Genomic DNA, 20,420 nt, shown 5'->3' with positions numbered 1-20,420 from the left:
ATGGAAACGGCATGGGTAAGGCTCCGGCGACACTGACGGCCCCTCCAGTCGATTACGAGGCGGCGTACAACAATCGGGAACGGGTGCCGGGACACCCGGCGATCCTGAAACGATGGCGAGAAGATTCGGCCCGCGTCATCGACGCCCTGAGACCGGAAACCGTCGAATACGGTCCCAGCGAACGGCAAAGGATGGAGTGGTTCGACGCCGGCGCGGGTGCGCCGACCGCCGTCTTCATCCACGGCGGCTACTGGCAGGCGCTGGACCGGGCCTGGTTCGCCTGGGTCGCCCCTGCTCTGCTGGATCACGGGATCAGCGTGGTCATTCCGGGCTATGACCTGGCCCCGACGGTCAAGGTCGGCGCCATCATCAGCCAGATGCGCCGGGCGACCGAGCTGGTGCGCGACCGCACCGGCAAGCGGCCCCTGGTGTTCGGCCATTCGGTCGGCGGGCACATGGCCGCCTGCATGCTGTCCGAAGGGCGGGCGCGGGCGGCCCTGGCGATCTCAGGCGTGTTCGACATCGAGCCGCTGATCCACACCTCGCTGAACGAGGCCCTGGGGCTGGACGCCATGACGGCGCGGGCCCTGTCGCCGATCCACTGGCCCGCGCCGAACGGCGGCGCGCCGGGGGGGCGGACGCTGGACTGCTGGGTCGGCGGGGCGGAAAGCAACGAGTTCATCCGCCAGAGCCGCCACATGGCCGCCGAGTGGGGCGGCAAGGGCGCCGACACCCATGTCGAGGTGCTGGACGGGCTGGATCATTTCACCATGCTGGACCCGCTGGCCGACAAGGACAGCAGCATGGTCAAGCGGCTGGCGACCCTGGCCACGGCGGAATAAGGCGGCGCTTACCAGTGTTGATCCCGGTGTCACTTGACGGGGGCGCCGGGAACCGCCGATCTGCGGGCCTCAAGGCCTGAAGGAGACCCCATGCGACACGACCGCCTCAGCGTGCTGACCGCCCTCGAAACCCAGGGCGTCGTCCCGGTCTTCTATCACGCCGACCCGGAGGTCTGCGCCGAGGTGATCCGCGCCTGCGCTCGCGGCGGGGCCAAGGCCGTCGAGTTCACCAACCGCGGCGACTTCGCCTGGGAGACCTTCACCGCCCTTTCGAAGCAGTTCGCCCAGACCGATCCCGACATCATCATGGGCGTCGGCTCGATCCTGGATGCGCCGACGGCGGCCCTCTATCTGGCGTCGGGCGCGCGCTTCGTCATCAGCCCCTGTCTGGTTCCCGAGGTGGCCCAGGTCTGCAACCGCCGTCAGGTCGCCTATTCGCCGGGCTGCGGCTCGGTGCGCGACATCTCGGAAGCCCAGGCTTTGGGCTGTGAGATCGTCAAGCTCTTCCCCGGCGCCTCGGTCGGCGGGCCGGACTTCGTCAAGGCGGTGCTGGGCCCGATGCCCTGGACCAAGATCATGCCGACCGGCGGGGTCGACCCCGACGAGGCCTCCATCGCCAAGTGGTTCGGCTCGGGCATCGTGGCGGCCGGCATGGGGTCGAAGCTGATCACCGACGCGGCCATCCAGGCCAGGGACTGGGCCGGCATCGAGGCCAAGGTGCGCCAGACCGTCGAGGCCATCGCGGCGTTCCGGGCGAAGTAACGCCGCGTCTCTCCCTCCCCGTTCGGGGAGGGTGGTCGCGAAGCGAACGGGTGGGGAGGGCGCGGCGATATGGGCACAGGGCTTGATTTGCCGCAGCGCCCCCACCCGTCTGACGCTTCGCGTCAGCCACCCTCCCCCAAGTGGGAGGGAGAATCGGCGCTCAAGCAGCGAGCCGCCGCGCGGCGAGCGATAGCGCCCTAAAGAAAAAAGGCCCCGCCGGTTGAACCCGCGGGGCCTTCTCTATTCAGAACCGGAAGCGGATCAGGCGGCTTCGGCGGCGGCCTTGGCCAGCTTGTCCTGGTGAGCCTTCATGCCGATGGCGATCAGCTCGGCGGCCTCGCCGGCGTCGCCCCAACCCTTGACCGTGACCGACTTGCCCTTCTCCAGATCCTTGTAACGGGTGAAGAAGTGCTCGATCTGCTCGATCAGGATGGCGGGCAGCTGACGGTAGCTGGAAACCTCGGTGTAGTAGGGGTTCAGCTTGTCGACCGGCACGGCCAGGATCTTTTCGTCGCCGCCGGCTTCATCGACCATCTTCAGCACGCCGATGGGACGCGAGCGGATGACGCAGCCCGGAACCACCGGGGTCGGGTTCAGCACGATGACGTCGCAGGGGTCGCCGTCGTCGGACAGGGTGTGCGGCACGAAGCCGTAGTTGCCCGGATAGTACATGGCGGTGTGCAGGAAGCGGTCGACGAACAGGGCGCCCGATTCCTTGTCCATCTCGTACTTCACCGGCAGGCCGCCTTGCGGGATCTCGATGATGACGTTGATGTCCCACGGCGCATTCGGGCCGACCGGAATGGCTTCGATGTTCATGTTACGCTCTTATTGCAGGTGCGAACGGGGAGATTGGGGCGCGTGATAAGCTCTGCGTCGCCGAACAGCAAGCTTCAGGGGCTGTTTGCGGGCGATCACCCTTGCTCCATGGGCCGAACTGAAGGCATCAACAGGACATGACCCCGTTCGACTGGATCGCGCTGTTCCTCTTCTTCGTCGCCTGGCTCGGCTATGGTCCGATCCTGGGGCTGATCGCACGGCGCAGCGGGTCGCTGAACGACGACATGCTGATCGTCCGCGACAGCTGGATGACGGCCATGACCCATCGCGAGATTCGGCTGATCGACAGCCAGTTGATGGGCCATTCGATCAACTCCGCCTCCTTCTTCGCCTCAACCAACCTGCTGCTGATCGCAGCGGTGGCCGGCATCCTGTTCGGCGGCGAGAACGCGCTGAAGGGCTTCGCCGCCGTCGGCGCCGAGGCGGTGCCGGTGAAGATCCTGGAGGCCAAGCTGGCCCTGGTTCTGGTCTGTCTGGCGCGCGGCTTCCTCGACTTCATCTGGTCGCTGCGCCAGATGAACTACGCCCTGGCCCTGATCGGCGCGGCGCCCGAGATCCACACCGAGACCGACCGGGTCGCCTATGGCCACGCCGTGGCCCAGGTGCTGAACCCGGCGCTGGGCGGCTTCAGCCAAGGGGTGCGCGGCTACTACTTCGCCCTGGCGGCGGCGGCCTGGCTGTTCGGCCCGCTTTGGCTGGCTCTGGGCGTGATCTCGGCCTTCGGCCTGCTGGTCTGGCGCCAGGCCGGGTCGCCGGCGGCGCGCGCCGTGCGAACGGCGAGACGGCTGCTGGAACGCAGCTAGGCCCGACTTTGGTCTTATTGCAGCCGCGAACGATTCGTGTCGTCGCCCGACCTTCCGTCGCGTAACGACGAAAGGGATTTTCGTAACAGCCTGTGATCGCACAAGGATAATCGGACCTTGAAATTTTGTGCGCTGCAACCTAACTTGGCTTTCGACGCCTCCGGGCGTCATGCCCTTCCTGGGCGTTTCCTCCCTATAGACTTTTCATGCCGCGCCCCCGGGCGCGGCTTTTTTTTGGTCTGGAGACGGGCTCAGGCGGCGAAGTCTTCGCCCAGGATCGCGACCACCCGGTTCAGGCCCGACCGGCAGCGGCCCCAGCCGGCCGACGGCGCGCCCGCCGCCTCGTCCCAGTAAAGCCGCCGGTTCAATTCGATCTGGATCGCCTCGAAACCCTCGTCCGGCCGCCCCCAGATCTGGGTCGCATAGCCGCCCGCATAGGGTCGGTTCAGGGCCACCCGCCAGCCCAGAGCCTCGAACAGCACCCGCAGACGCCGCGTCAGCCCCGCCGCGCAGCTGGTCCCGTGGCGGTCGCCCAGCACCACGTCCGGTCCGTTCGGCCCCGTGGCCCGCGCAGGCATGGAATGCCAGTCGACCAGCACCGCCCGTCCGTGGCGGTCATGCGCGGCCTGCATCAGCTCGCCCAGAGCGGCGTGATAGGGGGCGTGCACCCGCGCGATGCGCGCCCTCGCCTCCTCCAGCGTCAGGCGACGGTCGTAGAGCGGCGTCCCGTCGCCCGCCAGACGCGGCACGACGCCGTAACCGGCCAGGGTCTTCAGCCCTGGCGGCGCCCCCTCGGGACAATCGAGGATCAGGGCCGGATCGAGGTCGTCGGGCGCCCGGTTCAGATCGACATAGGCCCGGCCGATTCGTCCCGCGACCAGGACCGCCCCCGCCGCCGCGCTCGCGTCCAGCAGCCGATCCACCGCCGCGTCCTCGGCGCTGCGCAGCGAAACCTCGGACAGGCCCTCGGCCGCCCCCATGTCATCGGGATAGACCGCGCCCGAATGGGGCGAGGCGAACACCAGAGGCGTCGCCCGCCCGGTCAGGGCAGGCCTCAGGCCGAAGGTCGCGTCGGTCGGTGCGGGGCGCATGGCTTGGCCATAGACTGTTTTATCCCCGACCGCGCCCCTCTACGCGCTCGCCCCAAGCGGGATTTTCACTGCGAGTTTACAGATCGGCGCCTAGGTTCCGCGTTGATATTCCAAGGACTAGATCACCCCATGGCGCGTATTCTGCTGGCCGAAGACGACGGCTCGCTTCGAGGCTTCCTGACCCGCGCGCTGGAACGCGCCGGTCACGCCGTGGTGGATTGCGAAAACGGCGACGACGCCATCGACGCCCTGGACCAGGGTCCCTACGACCTGCTGCTGACCGACATCGTCATGCCGGGCGCCGACGGCATCGAGGTGGCCCGCGTCGCCGCCGCGCGCCAGCCGGGCATCCGCATCATGTTCATCACCGGCTTCGCCGCTGTCGCCCTGTCGGCCGCCCAGGCCACGCCCCAGGCCAAGGTCCTGTCCAAACCCGTCCACCTGCGCGACCTGGTGAACGAGGTCGAACGCATGATCGCCGCCTAACGAAAAAATACGAAAAAAGAAGACACAAGCCTCTTGCGGCCCCCGCGAACTGCGGGTTATAGACGCCGCCTTCCCGCCCACCGACATCAGTCGGACGGGCCGCAGAAAAGGCGGACGCGTAGCTCAGCGGGAGAGCACTACGTTGACATCGTAGGGGTCACAGGTTCAATCCCTGTCGCGTCCACCATTCTCTTTCCCTTGGCAGCAATCCGCCCCGCGCGCTCGCCGGCGCCCGCTCCTTGCCGAGCTCGTCGCGCGATCCAGGGCGTGGCATCGCCAGCCGCCTCTGCGTCTGCATCATCGATGAGCGGACATTCGCGCAAAGACCGGCAGTAGACATTGCGTCGCCCGGCGAACAAGCTCCGACCGCGGCCCGGTCCGCGGCGGAGATTTCGATGAGTGATTTTCCTCAGGGCGTCGTCCACGAAGCCGCAGAGGACCTGCAGGCGGCCTTGCGGGCCGACCCCGAGGTCTTCGCGCTTTGGGCGGGCCTGACCCCGCTAGGCCGCAACGAGTTCATCTGCTGGGTCGAGGACGCCAAGCAGCCGAAAACACGCCATCGCCGCATCGAACGCACGGTCGAAGAGTTGCAGGAGGGCAAGAAGCGGCCTTGCTGCTGGGTCGGCTGCATCCACCGCACCGACAAGGCGCCCAGCCCCTGGCAACAGGCCGTGCTGATCGACGGAAAGGCGAAGGGCGGCTAACCCCTGAACCCGTCCTTGGCCGCGCGGCGGGCGGCGAAGTCGGCGGCGTCGGCGGCGCGCAGGAAGGGGTTGAAGCGACGCTCCGTCCCGACGCTAGTCGGCACGGTCGGCTGGCCGCGTTCGCGGGCGGCGAAGATCGCCTCAGCGTGGGCCTTCATCTCGGGCCGATCATCAAGGCTCAATGCGAAGCGGGCGTTCGACGCCGTATATTCGTGGGCGCAATAGAGGATCGTCGTCTCGGGCCAGGCGGCGATGCGGCCCAGGCTGTCCCACATCTGCTCGGCCGTGCCCTCGAACAGACGACCGCAGCCCAGGGCGAAGATGACGTCGCCGACGAAGGCCAGATCGTCTTCCACCGACCGATAGACCAGATGCCCCAGGGTGTGCCCGGGCGACAGCAGCGCCTCGAACGCCGTCTCGCCGAAGCGCACCATGTCGCCGTCGACCACCACGCGGTCCAAAGGGGCGGCGCGGCGGACTTCTTCGGGACCGACGATCTCGCAGCCCGTCTCGGCCTTCAGCCGTTCGTTGCCGCCGGTGTGGTCGGGGTGCCAGTGGGTGTTGAGGATCAGGTCCAGCCGTCCCCAGCCCGACGCCTCGATCTCGGCCAGGATCGCCTCGGCGTCCGGCGTGTCGACGGTGGCGACCATCCCCGTGGCCTCGTCGCGAATCAGGAAGCCGTAGTTGTCGGACAGGCAGGCGAACTGGCGCACGGTCAGGGTCATGGGCGCATTGTAGCAGGCAAGCGGGCGACGCGCGCCCCACCCACCCCACTCATCCCCGCGGAGGCGAGGACCCAGCGCTTTGGCTCCGAGCACAGACAGCCAATGGCGGTAGCTGAAGCTCTTACTGGGTCCCCGCCTCCGCGGGGATGAGCGGAAATCACGGGGCCCCAGCCGACATTCATCGCGATTTCAGCCATAATGCATCCATGCGGCGCAGCATCGACGATCTTCGCACCTTTTACGGCGAGCCGACCGGCGCGCTGGTGCGACGCGTGCTTGCGCGAAGGCTGGAGGACGCCTGGGGCGAGGCTGAGGGCTGCGACGTTCTGGGCCTGGGCTACGCCACGCCCTGGCTGGACGGCTTCATCGGAGCGCGGCGGGTCATCGCCGCCATGCCGGGCGGACAGGGCGCCGAGCTGTGGACGACGGGCGGGCGCAACCGCACCGTGCTGGTCGACGACAAACGCCTGCCCTTCGCCGCCGGAACCTTCGACCGCATCCTGCTGGTCCATGCGCTGGAGGAAGCCGACGATCCCCGCGCCCTGCTGACCGAGGCGGTGCGTGCCCTGGCCCCCGCAGGACGGATCATCCTGGCCACGGCGGCGCGCGGCGGGATGTGGGCGCGGGCCGAGACCACCCCGTTCGGCCACGGGCGCCCCTTCACGCGCGGTCAGTTGGAGCGGCTGGTGCGCGAGGTGGGGCTGGAGCCCGCCGCCTGGTCCCAGGCCCTGTATGTTCCGCCGTGGCGGCCCCTGCTGCCGATGGCCGAAGGCGTAGAGCAGATCGGCCGCTGGATGCTGCCGGGCATGGCCGGGCTGATCATGCTGGAGGCCACACGCCAATCCTACGCCCGCATCCGGCCACAAGGTCTGGCCCAGGCGGTTCTGGCGCCGCGCCCCGCCCTGACCCCCTCGCCCGCCTCGCGCGACCATGGGACGCCCGCCCATGCTCTGGTCGGCGCACGCAAACGGCCTTAAGGCGAGCCCCATGCAGCGACTGATCATCATGCGTCACGCCCAGGCCGAGAAGAGCGCCCCCGGCGGCGACGTCGACCGCCCCCTGTCCAAGCACGGACGCCACGACGCCCTGGCCATGGGCAGGGCTCTGGCCGAGCGCGGTCTGCGTCCCGACATGGCCCTGGTGTCCAGCGCCCGGCGCACCCACCAGACCTGGGACGAGGTCAGCGAGGCGATGGGCGATGTCGAGGTGCATCTGTCGCCCGCCCTCTACAACGCCTCCTCCGACGTGCTGCGCCGCGCGGTCGAGGCGGCCGAGGACACGGCCGGATGCCTGCTGCTGGTGGCCCATAATCCGGGCGTGCATCAGCTGGCCGTTGAGTACCTGATCGAGAGCGCGGCGTCGCCGAGCGTGCTGGACAAGATGAGCGGCGGCTTCCCCACCGGCGCGGCGGCCGTCTTCAGCGTCGATGTCGCCGGACGCCCCACCTACGAAGGCTGGCTGACGCCGAACGATCTGGAAAAATGACCGACGCCCTGCCGACCACCGCCTTCAAGATCCTGAGCCGCGCCGACTGGCGCGCGACCCTGGCCGAGGGCGCCTATGACGGCTCGCCCATCGACCACGCCGACGGCTACATCCACCTGTCCGCCGCCGACCAGTTGGCCGGGACCGCCGCCAAGCACTACGCGGGCCAGAACGACCTGATGCTGGTCGAGGTCGACCTGACGGCCTTGGGCGAGACCCTGGTCTGGGAGCCGTCGCGCGGCGGCGCCCTGTTTCCCCATATCTACGGCCCCCTGCCGGTGAAGGCGACGCGGGGCGTGCGCGCCCTGTCGGTGACAGCCGACGGCGAAATGATCCTGAGCGAAAAGCCATGAGCCTGACCGACCTCGGCGCCGTTCTCCTGCGCCAGATGGACCCCGAGACGGCGCACCGCCTGGCCATCCGCGCCCTGCAGGTCACGCCCCTGCCCGCCCCCGGCGCCGACGATCCGATCCTGAAGACCCGCATCGCCGGGCTGGAGATGTCCAACCCGGTCGGTCTGGCCGCCGGTCTGGACAAGAACGGCGAGGCTCTGGAGGGCCTGTCGCGCCTCGGCTTCGGGGCGGTGGAATGCGGCTCGGTCACGCCGCGCGCCCAGCCCGGCAACCCCAGGCCGCGCCTGTTCCGCTTGTCCGAAGACCGGGCCATCATCAACCGCATGGGCTTCAACAACGAGGGGCTGGAGCCCTTCGCCGCGCGTCTGGCCCATCGCCCGAAACGCACGCCCATCGGCGCCAATCTGGGGGCCAACAAGGACACCGAGGACAAGGCGGCGGACTATGTCGCCGGCCTTCGCCGCCTGGCGGGCCTGGCCGACTACTTCACCATCAACATCTCCTCGCCCAATACGCCGGGCCTGCGCGCCCTGCAGGGCCGCGAGGCGCTGGACGACCTCTTGGGCCGGATCAACGAGGCCCGCCCGGCTGACGGCGCGCCGGTCTTTCTGAAGATCGCGCCGGACCTGATCGGCGAAGAGATCGGCATGATCGTCGAGGCCTCCATCGCCCACGGCATCGACGCCCTGATCGTGTCCAACACCACGCTGGAACGCCCCGCCACGCTGAAGTCCGGCTATGCGGGCGAGGCCGGGGGCCTGTCGGGCGCGCCGCTGAAGCCCTTCGCCCAGAAGGCGCTGGAAGCCGCCGCCGAGGCGTCCGCCGGGCGGCTGCCGCTGATCGCGGTCGGCGGCATCGAGAGCGGCGCCGACGCCTGGGCCCGCATCCGCGCCGGCGCTTCGGCGGTCCAGGTCTATTCGGCCCTGATCTACGAAGGGCCGGGTCTGGTCGGCGCGATCAAGCGCGATCTGGCCGCCCGCCTTCGCGCCGAAGGCTTCGCCGACCTTTCCGACGCCGTCGGCTCCGGCCGTTGACGGAGCATTAGGGCAAGCGCGGCATCATCGCTCCGATAGGCGAATTCGCCTGCTCGGAAAGTCGCATGACGCAAACCGCCGCCGACGCCTCGACCATCTGGGCGCCCGCAATCCGCCAGCGCCGCAAGGCGATGCTGCAACGCATCGTCATGGGAGCGGCGACCGCCCTGGTGTTCAGTCCCATGCTGGGCTGGCGCTTCTGCGCGACATGGCTGGTCGTCTACACCCTGATTCAGTTTCTGGAGGCCGAGGTCTTCGCACCCGTGACGACCGGCAAGGTCGTTGAGCCCAGCGGATGGCGCGGCGTGTACGGCGACCTGATCCTCATCCTCAACGCCGGCTTCTTCGGCGTCATGGCGGTGCCGCTATGGATCGTCGGCGGCGCCATGGGCGGGGTCGCGGCCTCGGTCCTGCTGTCGGCGGGCATGATCAACTCGGTGATCATGTCGGCGGGCTCGATGCGGATCTTCGCCTGCACGGTCCTGCCCCAGTTGGCGATCTTCGCTCTGACGCCCCTGTTCATGTCCCGCATGGGCGCCGCGCCGCACATCGTGACCGCGGTGTCGGTGGCCATTCTGTCCTACACCGTCTTCTGCCTGAACACGCGGCGGCACCTGTTCCGCGCCAATCGCGCCGAAACCCTGGCCAGGATCGAGACCGACCGCAAACGGGTGGAAGTCGAGGCCGCCATGGCCAGCCGCGGCGCCTTCCTGGCCGCTGTGGCCCACGACCTGCGCACCCCGATCAGCGCCATCCTGACCGGCGCCGAGGAACTGGAACGCGGCGGCGGCTCGGCGCGCCAACAGGTGGCTCTGATCACCGACGCGGGCCTGATGATGAAAGAGCTGCTGGACGACCTGCTCGACCACGCCCGCCTCGACGCTGGACGGATGAGCGTCGATGTTCGCGACTTCGACCTGCGGCTGCTGCTGTCCCAGACGGCGCGGCTGTGGGCCGGGCCGGCGCGCGCCAAGGGCCTGCGCCTGCGGATGGAGGGGGCGCGCCTCCTGCCCCGGATGGTGCGCGGCGACGCCATGCGCCTGCGCCAGGTGCTGAACAACCTGATCTCGAACGCCATGAAGTTCACCGACGCCGGGTCCATCACCCTGCGCCTGCAATCCTGGCCCGACGAGCACGACGCCCATGTTCTGCTGATCGACGTCGAGGACACAGGTCCTGGCATGACGCCCGCGCAACTGCGCCGCCTCTTCACGCCCTTCGACCAGACCGCGGACGGCGTGGCCGCGCGCTTCGGCGGATCGGGTCTGGGCCTGAGCATCAGCCGCGACCTGATCGAACTGATGGGCGGTCGGCTGACGGTGCGCAGCACGCCGGGTCAGGGCGCGATCTTCACCCTGTCGCTGGTCATGCCGCGCGGGGCGGCCGTTGACGCGCCGCTCACCACCCTGGTTCCCGAGGCTCGCGCCACGGTGACGCGCGCCTTGAGCCGCCCTGCCGCCGCCCCGGCATCGCCCGCCCGACCTGCGCCGGAGCCGGAACCTGAAACCGCGACCGCGACCGCGACCGCACAATCAACGACCTCGGCGCCCGAAGACAGCCACGCGGAGGCTCCGCTGCGCGTCCTGGTCGTCGACGACCACGCCATCAATCGCCGCGCCATCCAGTTGATCCTGCAATCGCTCGATTGCGAGATCACCATGGCCGAGGACGGTCTGGCCGCGCTTCAGGCCTGCGAGGGCGCGCCGTTCGACGTCATCTTCATGGACGTGCGGATGCCCGAGCTCGATGGACGCGAGACCACGCGTCGCCTGCGCGCGGCAGGCGGGATCAACGCCGCAACGCCCGTCATCGCCGTCACCGCCGACACCGCGCCCGAGGACATCGCCGCCTGCACCGCCGCCGGGATGAACTATTTCGTCTCCAAGCCGCTGACGCCCGGCTCCCTGCTGGGAGCCCTGTCCCAAGTGCTGAACGAGGGCGCCGAAACCGCCGAGATCGCGGCCGCCTGATCGTCCCTTACGGCGGCGATCAGCGCCTCGGCGAAGCCCGGCTCGCGCAAGGCGCACTCCCAGACGGTCAGCACGCGCCAACCCGCGGCAGACAGCTCTGCCGCGACCCGGGCGTCGCGAGCGCGGTTCCTGTCGATCTTGTTGCGCCAGTAGTCGGCGTTGGCCTGGGGCTTTCGCGCGCCGCGCGGGCAGTCGTGGCCGTGCCAGAAACAACCGTGGACGAAGACGGCGAGCCTGCGCCCCTTCATCACCACGTCGGGCCGTCCGGGCAGGCCGCAGCCGCCCAGACGGTAGCCGATCCCGGCGGCGCGCAGCATCCGCCGGACCTTGAGCTCGGGCGCCGTGTCGCGCCCCTTCACCCGGCGCATGACCGCGCTGCGTTTTTCCGGGGTGAAAACGTCCGTCATGGATCAGCCCATGACGGTCAGCATCAGAGCTGGGCCAGCAGGTGCTCGGCCGAGGAGACCTTGAACTCGCCGCCCTGTTCAATGTTCAGCTGATCGACGACGCCGTCCTTGACCAGCATCGAATAGCGCTGCGAGCGCTCGCCCATGCCGAAGCCCTTGGCGTCCAGCGTCAGGCCGACCTGGCGGGTGAAGTCGCCGTTGCCGTCAGCCAGCATGACCACGTCGTCCGTGCCGTTCAGGTCGTTGGCCTGGGCCCAGGCGCCCATGACGAAGGCGTCGTTGACCGACAGGCAGGCGACCGTGTCGACGCCCTTGGCGGCCAGGTCGGCGCGGTTGTCGACATAGCCCGGCAGGTGGCGCGCCGAGCAGGTCGGGGTGAAGGCGCCGGGGACGGCGAACAGGGCGACCGTCTTGCCGCCGAACAGTTCAGCCGTGGTGACCGGTTTGGGGCCGTCGGCGGTCATGGTGGTCAGGGTCGCGTCGGGGATGCGGTCGCCGATCTGGATGGTCATGCAAGGTCTCCGGGGCTGAAGGCCCGGGGAATCCGGGCGGCGTTCATTTGTCAGATAGAGACGGGAAGAAGGATCGCCAAGCGCCCTTCGTTCCCTCGCGCCTTGCGTCGTGACGCTGGTCGCCCGATGATGGGGGAATGACCGCCTTTTCCTCCCTGACCGGGCGTCTTCTGGTCGCCATGCCGGGCATAGACGACGACCGTTTCCGCCACGCCGTCATCCTGATCTGCGCCCACGACGACGAGCACGCCATGGGCTTGCGGCTGGACCAGCCGGCGCCGGGCGTCACCCTGTCCGAGGTGCTGAAGAAGCTGGACACGCCGGTTTCGGACGCCATGTCGGAGCGGGCGGTGCTGATCGGCGGGCCGGTCGAGCGCGAGCGCGGCTTCGTCCTGCACACCGACGACTGGGCCAATGACGACATCACCCTGACGTTCGGCGACGGCCTGGCCGTGACCGGCACCCGCGACGCCCTGGCGGCGATGAGCGACGCCGACGAGGGACCACGTCGCTCAGTCCTGCTGCTGGGCTACGCCGGCTGGGGCGAAGGCCAACTGGAAGAGGAACTGGGTGAAAACGTCTGGCTGACCGCCGACGCCGATCCCGACCTGATCTTCGACGGCGACTATGCGACCAAGTGGAGCCGCGCCCTCGCCGGCCTCGGCGTCGACGCCGCCCGCCTCTCGGCCCAGAGCGGGCGGGCCTGAAGCACTAGTCTCTCCGTCATCCTCCGACGAAGCGAAGCGGAGATCAGGGGACCCAGCGGCGCCGAAGGCGATCTGCCTGCGTGCACCGCGTCCGTCGTCGTTGGCTGCTACGCGCCGCCCTTCGGGTCGCCCTCCGGGCGCCGCTGGGTCCCCCCGGTCAGCGCCGCTGCGCGGCTTGCCGGAGGATGACGAAAGAAAAACCTACGCCGAGCGCGCCTTGATCGGGGCCGAGCCGTCGGCCAGCGACTCATTCAGATAGACCTCGGCCTCCTGGGCGGGCAACGCCGGGGCGTAGCCGAAGCCCTGGCCGTAGTGGCAGCTGGCGTCCAGCAGCAGGCCGGCCAGTTCGGCGTTCTCGACCCCCTCGGCCACGACTTCCAGCGACAGGTCGCGACCCAGGTTGACCACGGACTTGACGATCTTGGCCGAGCCCTCGTCCTTGTTCATCGTCAGAACGAAGTAGCGGTCGATCTTCAGCGTGTCGAAGGGCAGTCGCGCCAGATAGGACAGGGACGAGAAGCCGGTGCCGAAGTCGTCCAGCGCCAGGCTGGCCCCCGCCTCGCGCAGCTTCGTCAGCACCTCGGCGGCGTGCGCGGTGTCGCGCATGATGTCGCCCTCGGTCACTTCCAGCTTCAGCGCGCCGCGCGGCAGGCCGGTCTCCTGAATGATCCGGGCCACATCCTCGACCAGATGGTCGCGCTCGATCTCGCCGACCGACAGGTTGACGCTGCAGAACAGCTTGCCCGCGGCGGGGTGGCGATGCAGCCACTCGGCCAGCTGGCGCGCCGCCTGGGTCATCATCAGCAGGCCCAGCTCGTTCATCAGGCCCATTTCGTCGGCCAGGGTCAGGAACTCGTCCGGCGGCACCAGGCCGCGCTGCGGATGGCGCCAGCGCACCAGGGCTTCGAAGCCGGCGACGGCGCCGGACTTCAGGTTGACGATGGGCTGATAGAAGGGCTCGATCTCGCCGCGCACGAAGGCGTTGCGCAGGTCGGATTCCAGCGCCAGCCGCGACAGGCTGTCGGTTTCCAGCGCCCGGCCATAGGCGGCGGCCCCGCCGCGCCCGGCCGTCTTGGCCTGCTCCACCGCCAGTTCGACGCGTCGCAGCAGCTCGGCGGGGTCCGGCGCGTCCGGGCCGCCCTCGGCGGCCACGGCGCCGATGGAGACGGTCGGATAGATGTCGAAGCCGGCGACGCGCAGGGGCTGTTCCAAGGCCTCGCGCATCCGCTCGCTGGCGCTGGTGGCGCTGCGCGGGGCCAGGACGGCGAACTCGTCCTCGCCGATGCGGGCGGGCGAGCAGTCCTGGGCGAAGGCCCCGGCCAGCCGCGAGCCCAGGGCCGACAGCACCAGATCGGCGCGCTCGTGGCCCAAAGCCTCGTTCAGGCGGCGCAGGCGGTCCACGTCGGCCACCACCAGTTCATAGTCGCCCGGCTGGGCCAGGGTCTCGGCCACGCGGACCAGGAAGGTGCGGCGGTCCAGCAGGCCGGTCAGCGCGTCCCGGTCGGCGCCCGCAAACTTGGTCTCCAGCGCCACGACGCCCGCCGCGCGCAGGCCGTCCTCCAGCCAGACGCCGCGCCACAGGCAGGTCTCGCAGCCGCGCATACGCAGGCGCACGGCGATCTCGGTGCCCTCGGCCTGGGGCTTGAGCAGGCGATCGGCCAGGGCCCGGTCCTGGGGCATGGCAAGCGCAGCGAAGGCGGCGCCGGAACACTCAGGCGCCAGCGGGCCGAGGCCCAGCGAACGGGTCGCCCCGGTAAAACGAATCTGGTCGTCGGCGGGCGTCCAGATCCACAGGGCGGCGTCAGCGGCGGCCAGCGCCTCGATCGCCGTCGTCGGGTCCCAGGCCAGGGCTCTGGATCGTGTGCTCAAAGCGAATCCCGGGTGTAAGAACTGGACACGGCCGGGTCAGGGACGAACTCGTCCTCGATGACGCCGAACAGCAGATGATCTGCCCATACGCCGTTAATTTTCAAATAAGCTTTCGCCAGTCCTTCATGCCGAAAGCCCGCCTTTTCCAGAACCCGGCGCGAGGCGTGGTTGGTCGGGACGCAGGCCGCCTCGACGCGGTGGAGCTTCAGCGCGCCGAAGGCGAAGCCCAGCATGGCCTTGGCCGCCGCCGTGCCCGTCCCCTGCCCCGCATAGGGCTGACCAACCCAGTAGCCCAGGGTGCCGGTCTCGGCCACGCCGCGCCGGATGTTGGACAGGGTGATGGCCCCCATCAGCCGCTCTTCATCAGGATCGAAGACGAACAGGGGCCAGGCCGTGCCCAGCTCCATCTCGCGCGCATAGACGCCCAAGCGCCGACGAAAGGCCGCCTTGGTCAGGTCGTCCTCGGCCCAGGCGGGCTCCCACGGCTGGAGATAGTCGCGCGAGCCGCCGCGCAGCTCGGCCCACTCGGCATAGTCGGAAGGGCGCGGCGGACGCAGCAAGACCCCCTGTCCGTGCAGGACCGGTCCGGTCGCCTCGGCCATCCAGTCGAACAGGGCCATGACGGCAGATTAGCGAGAAGCGTCGCCGACGCCAGCCACGACTTAGCGGGCCGCGAGGCGAGCGGTGAAAGCGCCGCCCGCCGGCCCGGCCGCCTTCGGCCCCAGCACCGCAGTGGCCGAGCGACCGGCCTCGATCATGGCGCGACCGACGGCGCGCAAATCGTCGCTGGTCTGGGTCAGGATGCGGGCGGCGCTGTCTTCCGACGAGACCGGCGCGCCGAAGATCAGGGTCTGGGCGGCGTTGCGGCCCGCGCGGCTGGCGGGGCTTTCGTCGGCCATCCACAGGGTGGCGTTCAGCACGGCCTTGGCGCGCGACAACTCGGCCTCGGTCGGGCCCTTCTCGGCCAGATCCAGCAGTTCGGCGGCGCTGACCTCGGCCAGTTCGACCGCGCGGTCGGCGGCGGCCCCGGCGTAGATGCCCAGGAGCCCGGCGTCCTCGTAGGCTTCCTGATAGGCGTCGATGGCGTAGGCCAGGCCCCGGTCCTCGCGCGCGCTCTGGAACAGGCGCGAGGCCATGCCGCCGCCGAGGATCTCGGTGAACAGACGCAGGGCCGGCAAGCGCGGGTCCAGCGCCCCCATGGTCGGCAACTGGAAGACCAGATTGGCCTGCTCAATCTTGCGGGTCAGTCTGGCCTCGCCGCCGACGAAGGCGGCGGGCGCCAACGGATCCAGCGGTGTCGCCGCCTCCTGGCCGAACCAGCGCTCGGCCAGGGCCAGCAGTTCGTTCTCGTCCACCGCGCCCGAGACGGCGACGACCATGCGGTCGGGCGAATAGAGCCGGGCGCGCCAGTCGGCCACGGCGGCGCGATCGGCGGCCTTCAGGCTGTCGACCGTGCCGAGGATGGGGCGGCCCAGGGCCTGGCCGGCATAGGCCCGTGTCTGGGCCATTTCGAAGACGTGGTCGTCGGGGGTGTCGAAGGCCTCGGCGATCTCCTGGGCCACGACGTCCTTCTCTCGGACGATCTCGGCGGGGTCGAGCGTGGGGCGGAAGACGAGGTCGGAGACGATCTGCATGGCCAGGGGCAGGGAGCCGTGCAGGGCGCGGATCTCGAAGCTGGTGCGCTCATAGCCCGTGGCGGCGTTGATCGAGCCGCCCTCGGCCTCGATGCGCTCGACGATGTCGCGGGCGCCCATGTCGCCGGCGCCCTTGAACACCAGATGTTCCAGCAGGTGCGACCAGCCGGAGCGGGCCTCGTCCTCCATTCGCGCCCCGCCGCGCACGGCGACGGTCAGGGCGAAGGTCCGCAGACCGGGCATGGGGTCGCAGACGACGCGGACGCCGTTAGACAGGGTGTGAAGGCGAGCAGTCAGGATTCCGTATCCTTGCGGGTCATGCGGCGGCGCAGCAGCACCGCATAGAAGGCGATCAGGGCGACGGCGAGACCGAACCAGGTCAGGGCATACCCCAGGTGGTTGTTGGTGAAGGCGGCGGGCGGCGCCGAGGGCTTCAGCGCGCCCCAGTCGGGATTGGTTGATGTGGTCGCGAAGACGGTGAAGGGCGAGATCGGCCCCTCGACCTTCAACGCACGGGCCATGGCCTCGGCGTCGCGGCCGTAGAAGCGGTCCTCGGCGGGCGGCGGGGTCAGGGCGCTGGGGGCCGGGGCGCGGCGCAGGACGCCGGTGATGACGACCGGCATGGTGTCGGCGGCGTTGACCGGCGGACGGGCCGAGATCTCGGCGGCGACGAAGCCGCGGTCGACCAGCAGGGTCGGACCGCCCTCGACCGCGCAAGCCGAGACCAGGCGCACGCCCGCGTCGCTGTTCTCGATGGACTGCAGTTCGACGAAGGGGGCCGCCGCCAGACCGCGGCAGGTCAGGAGGACGCGACGGAACTCGGGGTCCTTAAGCTTCAGGGCCTCTTCCAGCGGCAAGGGCGGCTGGCCGGCGGCGGCCTCGGCCCCGGCGATCAGACCCTCCTTCCACTGCATCCGCTGCACCTGCCAGACGCCGAGCGCCAGCAGGGAGCCCAGCAGCAGGACGGCGAGGATCGTCAGGATGATGGGGAAACGGGGACGGGCGGCGGACGTCATTTCGGATCTCGGGTTCTCAGGATCTGCAGGGCGGTCATCAACCCCTTTCCGGGGCGCATCAGGCCCAGGGCCAGGGCGGCGACGAGCGGCAGCCAGATGATCAGGTGCAGCCAAATGGGGGGATGCCAGGCGATCTCGACCGCCAGGGCCGAAAACCCGACCACAAAGCCGGCGATCTGCATGATGAAGGTGGCGGCGCCGTCGCCGGTCTCGACCGAGGCCAGATCGAAGCCGCAGGCCGTGCAGGTCGGTCGGACCTTCAGGAAGCCTTGGAAAAGCGGCCCCTGCCCGCAGTTCGGGCAACGCCCCGACAGGCCCGCGCGGATGGCCTGGCCCCCAAGCAAATCGGCGCGGGACTGTTCGTCCCGCGCCGTTTGAAGTGCAGAGGCTGGTTCGCCCGTCTTCACCCGAAGGTGACGTAGACGAAGGCGAACAGGAAGAGCCAGACCACGTCCACGAAGTGCCAGTACCAGGCGGCGGCCTCGAAGCCGAAGTGCTTCTGCGGGGTCATCTGACCGGCTTGCAGACGCAGCAGGCAGACCGCCAGGAAGATGGTGCCGACCAGGACGTGGAAGCCGTGGAAGCCGGTCGTCATGAAGAAGATCGAGCCGTAGAGCTTCGAGTGGGTCGCGGCTTCGTTGAAGAAGTAACCCTCGTGCAGGATGTGGTGATATTCATAGGCCTGAACGCCGGTGAACAGCACGCCCAGCAGGACGGTGATCAGCAGACCCAGTTTGGCGGCCTTGCGGTCGCCGACCTGCAGGGCGTGGTGCGCCCAGGTGACGGTCGTGCCCGACAGCAGCAGGATGACCGTGTTCAGCAGCGGCAGGCCCCAGGGGTCCAGCAGCTCGACGCCCTTGGGCGGCCAGGTCTTCCAGGCGGCGGCGGTGTCCATCCAATTGCCGACTTCCGGGGTCAGAGCGCGCGACTCGGTGAAGAGCGCCATGTCGAAGAACATCCAGAAGAAGGCGACGAAGAACATCACTTCCGAGGCGATGAACAGGATCATGCCATAGCGCAGGCCGATCGAGACAACCGGGGTGTGGTCGCCCTTCTTGGATTCCTTGATGACGTCCGCCCACCAGCCGTACATGGCGAACAGGACGCCCGCCAGACCGACGAAGAACAGCCACTTGGTGCCTTCCGGCTGACCGAACAGGCCCTTCATCCACATGACCGCGCCGACGAACATGACCACGGTGGCCAGGGACGAGATCAGCGGCCAGGGGCTCGGGTCCACCAGGTGGTAATCGTGTTGCGGTTTCGCGTGCGCGTCGGCCATTCCAGGGTCTCTGAATTAAGGCGAGAGATCGTTCTTACAGGGGCTATAGCGTCCGCTACCCGGCTTTGCCAGTAGCAGATTGACCGGATGCGGCCTGCTGGAAGCCCTTGGTGGGGAAGAAGGTGTAGCTGAGCGTGATTTCGCGAACCCCCTTGGACTCGGCGTCCGTGGCGATCTCGGGCGCCACAAAGTACTGGACCGGGAATTCCTTGGTTTCGCCGGGGCCGATTTCCTGGCCCTCGAAGCAGAAGCACTGCAGCTTCTGGAAGTAGGGTCCGGCGCGTTCGGGCACGACGTTGTAGGCCGCCGTCGCGTGGATCGGCTGGTCCGAGGTGTTGGTCACCTTGAAATAGGCCATGCCCGTCTCGCCGATTCGCACCCGCTGGCTGATCTGTTCGGCCTTGAAGTCCATCGGCAGGTTGCGGACGTTGGTGTCGAAGCGGATCAGGACGCTCTGATCCAGAATCTGCGTCGGCGCCGCCTCGGCCTTCTTCACCGTGCCATCGAAGCCTGTGACCTGACAGAAGAGGCGATACAGCGGCACCGCGGCGAAGGCCGCGCCCGTCATGCCCATGACCACGGCGGCGCAGATGAAGGCGACGAGGTTCTTGCGGTCCTTCACTGCGTCGGCCCCGAGACCGGCGCCCCCTCAACCGTGGCCGGCGCGGGCAGAGCGGGGTCGGCCCGTTCCAGCGTCGCCGCAGCCGCCGCCTCGGCCGCCTTGCGAGCCTCGGTGTTGCGCTGAAGATTCGTCACGGTGACGATGAAGACCAGGACGATGAAGCCGACCAGGCCCAGGGCGATGGCGACGTTGCGACGCTTGCGCGCCTGCACTTGGTCGTCGGTCAGTTTGATGAAGTTCGGACGGGTCACGCGGTCAGGCTCCCAGGCCCGGCAGCTGCTCGACCAGCAAGGCCGAGAACAGCGCCATCAGATACAGGATGGAGAAGGCGAACAGGTTACGGGCCGGTTTGGCCTCGGCCCGGACGTCGTACAATGCGGCCTCTCGCCCCACCGCCTCGACCTTGTCCGGCTGGTCGCCGGCGCGCGAGCGCCACAGGCGGATCGCCAGGGCCAGAAAGAAGAGCCCTCCGGCCACCGACACCGCCAGATAGACCACCCCGCCCAGCCCCAGGAAGGCCGGGGCGATGGCCACCGGCACGAAGATCAGGGTGTAGATCAGGATCTGCAGACGGGTCGACCTGGCGCCGCGCGCCACCGGCATCATCGGAATGCCCGCCTTGGCGTAGTCGCCGGCCGAATAGAGGGCCAGGGCCCAGGAATGCGGCGGGGTCCACAGGAAGATGATGGCGAACAGCAGCCAGGCCTGCCACGGCGCGTCGCCGGTGACCGCCGCCCAGCCGATCACCGGCGGAAAGGCGCCCGCGGCGCCGCCGATGACAATGTTCTGGGGCGTCCGGCGCTTGAGCAGCAGGGTGTAGAAACCGGCGTAATAGACGATGGTCAGGGCCAGCAGACCGCCAGCCAGCCAGTTGGTCGTCATGCCCAGCAGCATGACGGAGAAGATCGACAGGACGACGCCGAAGGCCATGGCGTCGTTCTTGCGGACGCGGCCCGCCGCGACCGGGCGGCCGCGCGTGCGCCGCATCAGGGCGTCGGTCTCGCCCTCCAGCGCCATGTTCAGGGCGCCGGCGGCCCCGGCCCCCACGGCGATGCACAGCACGGCGATGGCCGCCAAGAGGAAGTTGGGGCGCCCCGGCGCGACCACCAGGCCCGTCACGGCGGTGAAGACCACCAGCGACATGACGCGCGGCTTCAGCAGTTGGAAGAAGTCTTCCGGCTGGGCGGTGGTGACGAGGGGGGTCTCGCGAGTGGGGCGGTCGGTCATGGTCATAAAAAGCCGAAGGCCGCCCTTCCGGTTGCGAAAGGGCGGCCTC

General features: G+C 69.1%; 25 protein-coding genes and 1 tRNA gene. 12 read left to right on the top strand and 14 right to left on the bottom strand.

Annotated features, from left to right (window positions below; translation table 11 throughout):
- Nucleotides 1-11: 11 nt before the first annotated feature.
- Together ACFYLW_RS01030 and ACFYLW_RS01025 are read left to right on the top strand one after the other, a co-directional pair.
- Nucleotides 12-842, top strand: coding sequence for an alpha/beta hydrolase (locus ACFYLW_RS01030; protein WP_390182492.1), 831 nt, complete (start codon nucleotides 12-14; stop codon nucleotides 840-842).
- Between the two features lie 90 nt (nucleotides 843-932).
- Nucleotides 933-1,604 carry a bifunctional 4-hydroxy-2-oxoglutarate aldolase/2-dehydro-3-deoxy-phosphogluconate aldolase gene (locus ACFYLW_RS01025; RefSeq protein ID WP_390182491.1) on the top strand — a complete coding sequence of 224 codons (672 nt, stop codon included), beginning with the start codon at nucleotides 933-935 and terminating at the stop codon, nucleotides 1,602-1,604.
- 261 nt (nucleotides 1,605-1,865) lie between these two features.
- On the opposite strand, the gene ppa is transcribed toward ACFYLW_RS01025, so the two are convergent.
- Nucleotides 1,866-2,423 (bottom strand): inorganic diphosphatase, encoded by a 558-nt coding sequence (gene ppa, locus ACFYLW_RS01020; RefSeq protein ID WP_292083760.1) that lies wholly within the window; start codon nucleotides 2,421-2,423, stop codon nucleotides 1,866-1,868.
- A gap of 137 nt (nucleotides 2,424-2,560) precedes the next feature.
- On the opposite strand from ppa, the gene ACFYLW_RS01015 reads away from it, so the two are divergent.
- A complete protein-coding gene (locus tag ACFYLW_RS01015) occupies nucleotides 2,561-3,247 on the top strand; it encodes a DUF599 domain-containing protein (RefSeq protein ID WP_292083761.1) in 687 nt (228 codons plus the stop codon).
- Nucleotides 3,248-3,498: 251 nt separating this feature from the next.
- Here ACFYLW_RS01015 and ACFYLW_RS01010 read toward each other — a convergent pair whose 3' ends face one another.
- Entirely contained in the window at nucleotides 3,499-4,338 is an 840-nt protein-coding gene (locus ACFYLW_RS01010) for an N-formylglutamate amidohydrolase (RefSeq protein ID WP_390182490.1), read from the bottom strand.
- Between the two features lie 129 nt (nucleotides 4,339-4,467).
- Here ACFYLW_RS01010 and cpdR point away from each other — a divergent pair, with 129 nt between their 5' ends.
- The 3 genes from cpdR (at nucleotide 4,468) to ACFYLW_RS00995 (ending at nucleotide 5,528) form a co-directional block, all read left to right on the top strand.
- The gene (gene cpdR, locus ACFYLW_RS01005; protein ID WP_292083763.1) at nucleotides 4,468-4,824 is read left to right on the top strand and encodes a cell cycle two-component system response regulator CpdR; all 357 of its coding nucleotides are present in this window, start codon (nucleotides 4,468-4,470) and stop codon (nucleotides 4,822-4,824) included.
- Between the two features lie 112 nt (nucleotides 4,825-4,936).
- Nucleotides 4,937-5,011: transfer RNA gene (locus ACFYLW_RS01000), tRNA-Val, on the top strand.
- Nucleotides 5,012-5,219: 208 nt separating this feature from the next.
- On the top strand, nucleotides 5,220-5,528 hold the full coding sequence (locus ACFYLW_RS00995) for a YdeI/OmpD-associated family protein (protein ID WP_390182489.1): 309 nt from the start codon (nucleotides 5,220-5,222) through the stop codon (nucleotides 5,526-5,528).
- Here the strand turns inward: ACFYLW_RS00995 and gloB are convergent.
- Nucleotides 5,525-6,253, bottom strand: a complete 729-nt coding sequence (gloB, locus tag ACFYLW_RS00990) for a hydroxyacylglutathione hydrolase (RefSeq protein WP_390182488.1) — start codon at nucleotides 6,251-6,253, stop codon at nucleotides 5,525-5,527. The two genes, ACFYLW_RS00995 and gloB, sit on opposite strands and share 4 nt — an antisense overlap.
- Nucleotides 6,254-6,459: 206 nt before the next feature.
- Between gloB and ACFYLW_RS00985 the strand changes: the two genes are divergently transcribed.
- From ACFYLW_RS00985 to ACFYLW_RS00965, 5 genes are all read left to right on the top strand, one after another.
- On the top strand, nucleotides 6,460-7,230 hold the full coding sequence (locus ACFYLW_RS00985; protein WP_390182487.1) for a class I SAM-dependent methyltransferase: 771 nt from the start codon (nucleotides 6,460-6,462) through the stop codon (nucleotides 7,228-7,230).
- A gap of 10 nt (nucleotides 7,231-7,240) precedes the next feature.
- Complete coding sequence (locus ACFYLW_RS00980) at nucleotides 7,241-7,738, top strand: SixA phosphatase family protein (RefSeq protein ID WP_390182486.1); 498 nt, start codon at nucleotides 7,241-7,243, stop codon at nucleotides 7,736-7,738.
- Nucleotides 7,735-8,091 (top strand): DUF952 domain-containing protein, encoded by a 357-nt coding sequence (locus ACFYLW_RS00975; protein ID WP_390182485.1) that lies wholly within the window; start codon nucleotides 7,735-7,737, stop codon nucleotides 8,089-8,091. Before ACFYLW_RS00980 ends, ACFYLW_RS00975 begins: the two co-directional genes overlap by 4 nt.
- A complete protein-coding gene (locus ACFYLW_RS00970; protein ID WP_390182484.1) occupies nucleotides 8,088-9,125 on the top strand; it encodes a quinone-dependent dihydroorotate dehydrogenase in 1,038 nt (345 codons plus the stop codon). Before ACFYLW_RS00975 ends, ACFYLW_RS00970 begins: the two co-directional genes overlap by 4 nt.
- A 65-nt stretch (nucleotides 9,126-9,190) precedes the next feature.
- Complete coding sequence (locus ACFYLW_RS00965) at nucleotides 9,191-11,095, top strand: ATP-binding protein (RefSeq protein WP_390182483.1); 1,905 nt, start codon at nucleotides 9,191-9,193, stop codon at nucleotides 11,093-11,095.
- On the opposite strand, the gene ACFYLW_RS00960 is transcribed toward ACFYLW_RS00965, so the two are convergent.
- Entirely contained in the window at nucleotides 10,996-11,502 is a 507-nt protein-coding gene (locus ACFYLW_RS00960; protein ID WP_390182482.1) for a very short patch repair endonuclease, read from the bottom strand. The two genes, ACFYLW_RS00965 and ACFYLW_RS00960, sit on opposite strands and share 100 nt — an antisense overlap.
- 23 nt (nucleotides 11,503-11,525) lie before the next feature.
- The gene (locus ACFYLW_RS00955) at nucleotides 11,526-12,014 is read right to left on the bottom strand and encodes a peroxiredoxin (protein ID WP_313472802.1); all 489 of its coding nucleotides are present in this window, start codon (nucleotides 12,012-12,014) and stop codon (nucleotides 11,526-11,528) included.
- Nucleotides 12,015-12,151: 137 nt separating this feature from the next.
- On the opposite strand from ACFYLW_RS00955, the gene ACFYLW_RS00950 reads away from it, so the two are divergent.
- Nucleotides 12,152-12,721, top strand: a complete 570-nt coding sequence (locus ACFYLW_RS00950; RefSeq protein ID WP_292083774.1) for a YqgE/AlgH family protein — start codon at nucleotides 12,152-12,154, stop codon at nucleotides 12,719-12,721.
- A 201-nt stretch (nucleotides 12,722-12,922) separates the two neighbouring features.
- On the opposite strand, the gene ACFYLW_RS00945 is transcribed toward ACFYLW_RS00950, so the two are convergent.
- The 9 genes from ACFYLW_RS00945 to ACFYLW_RS00905 are packed head-to-tail and all read right to left on the bottom strand — an operon-like array spanning nucleotide 12,923 to nucleotide 20,377.
- A complete protein-coding gene (locus ACFYLW_RS00945; RefSeq protein WP_292083775.1) occupies nucleotides 12,923-14,590 on the bottom strand; it encodes a bifunctional diguanylate cyclase/phosphodiesterase in 1,668 nt (555 codons plus the stop codon).
- Nucleotides 14,587-15,210, bottom strand: a complete 624-nt coding sequence (locus tag ACFYLW_RS00940) for a GNAT family N-acetyltransferase (RefSeq protein ID WP_390182481.1) — start codon at nucleotides 15,208-15,210, stop codon at nucleotides 14,587-14,589. The genes ACFYLW_RS00945 and ACFYLW_RS00940 overlap by 4 nt, the downstream gene beginning before the upstream one ends.
- Before the next feature lie 42 nt (nucleotides 15,211-15,252).
- Complete coding sequence (locus ACFYLW_RS00935) at nucleotides 15,253-16,467, bottom strand: M16 family metallopeptidase (protein WP_390182480.1); 1,215 nt, start codon at nucleotides 16,465-16,467, stop codon at nucleotides 15,253-15,255.
- 50 nt (nucleotides 16,468-16,517) lie between these two features.
- On the bottom strand, nucleotides 16,518-17,240 hold the full coding sequence (locus tag ACFYLW_RS00930) for an SURF1 family protein (protein WP_390182479.1): 723 nt from the start codon (nucleotides 17,238-17,240) through the stop codon (nucleotides 16,518-16,520).
- Nucleotides 17,237-17,584 carry a DUF983 domain-containing protein gene (locus tag ACFYLW_RS00925; protein ID WP_390182478.1) on the bottom strand — a complete coding sequence of 116 codons (348 nt, stop codon included), beginning with the start codon at nucleotides 17,582-17,584 and terminating at the stop codon, nucleotides 17,237-17,239. Before ACFYLW_RS00925 ends, ACFYLW_RS00930 begins: the two co-directional genes overlap by 4 nt.
- 59 nt (nucleotides 17,585-17,643) lie before the next feature.
- The gene (locus tag ACFYLW_RS00920) at nucleotides 17,644-18,522 is read right to left on the bottom strand and encodes a cytochrome c oxidase subunit 3 (protein WP_390182477.1); all 879 of its coding nucleotides are present in this window, start codon (nucleotides 18,520-18,522) and stop codon (nucleotides 17,644-17,646) included.
- A 55-nt stretch (nucleotides 18,523-18,577) separates the two neighbouring features.
- Nucleotides 18,578-19,144 (bottom strand): cytochrome c oxidase assembly protein, encoded by a 567-nt coding sequence (locus tag ACFYLW_RS00915; RefSeq protein WP_292083781.1) that lies wholly within the window; start codon nucleotides 19,142-19,144, stop codon nucleotides 18,578-18,580.
- Nucleotides 19,141-19,395 carry a hypothetical protein gene (locus ACFYLW_RS00910; RefSeq protein WP_390182476.1) on the bottom strand — a complete coding sequence of 85 codons (255 nt, stop codon included), beginning with the start codon at nucleotides 19,393-19,395 and terminating at the stop codon, nucleotides 19,141-19,143. Before ACFYLW_RS00910 ends, ACFYLW_RS00915 begins: the two co-directional genes overlap by 4 nt.
- 4 nt (nucleotides 19,396-19,399) lie before the next feature.
- A complete protein-coding gene (locus ACFYLW_RS00905; RefSeq protein ID WP_390182475.1) occupies nucleotides 19,400-20,377 on the bottom strand; it encodes a heme o synthase in 978 nt (325 codons plus the stop codon).
- Between the last annotated feature and the right edge of the window lie 43 nt (nucleotides 20,378-20,420).

The organism is Brevundimonas sp. NPDC007368 (assembly GCF_042869015.1).
In the GTDB taxonomy this organism is placed as follows: Bacteria; Pseudomonadota; Alphaproteobacteria; order Caulobacterales; family Caulobacteraceae; genus Brevundimonas.
The sequence above is the reverse complement of the archived record's forward strand: the minus strand, read 5'-3'. Positions and strand labels throughout refer to the sequence as shown.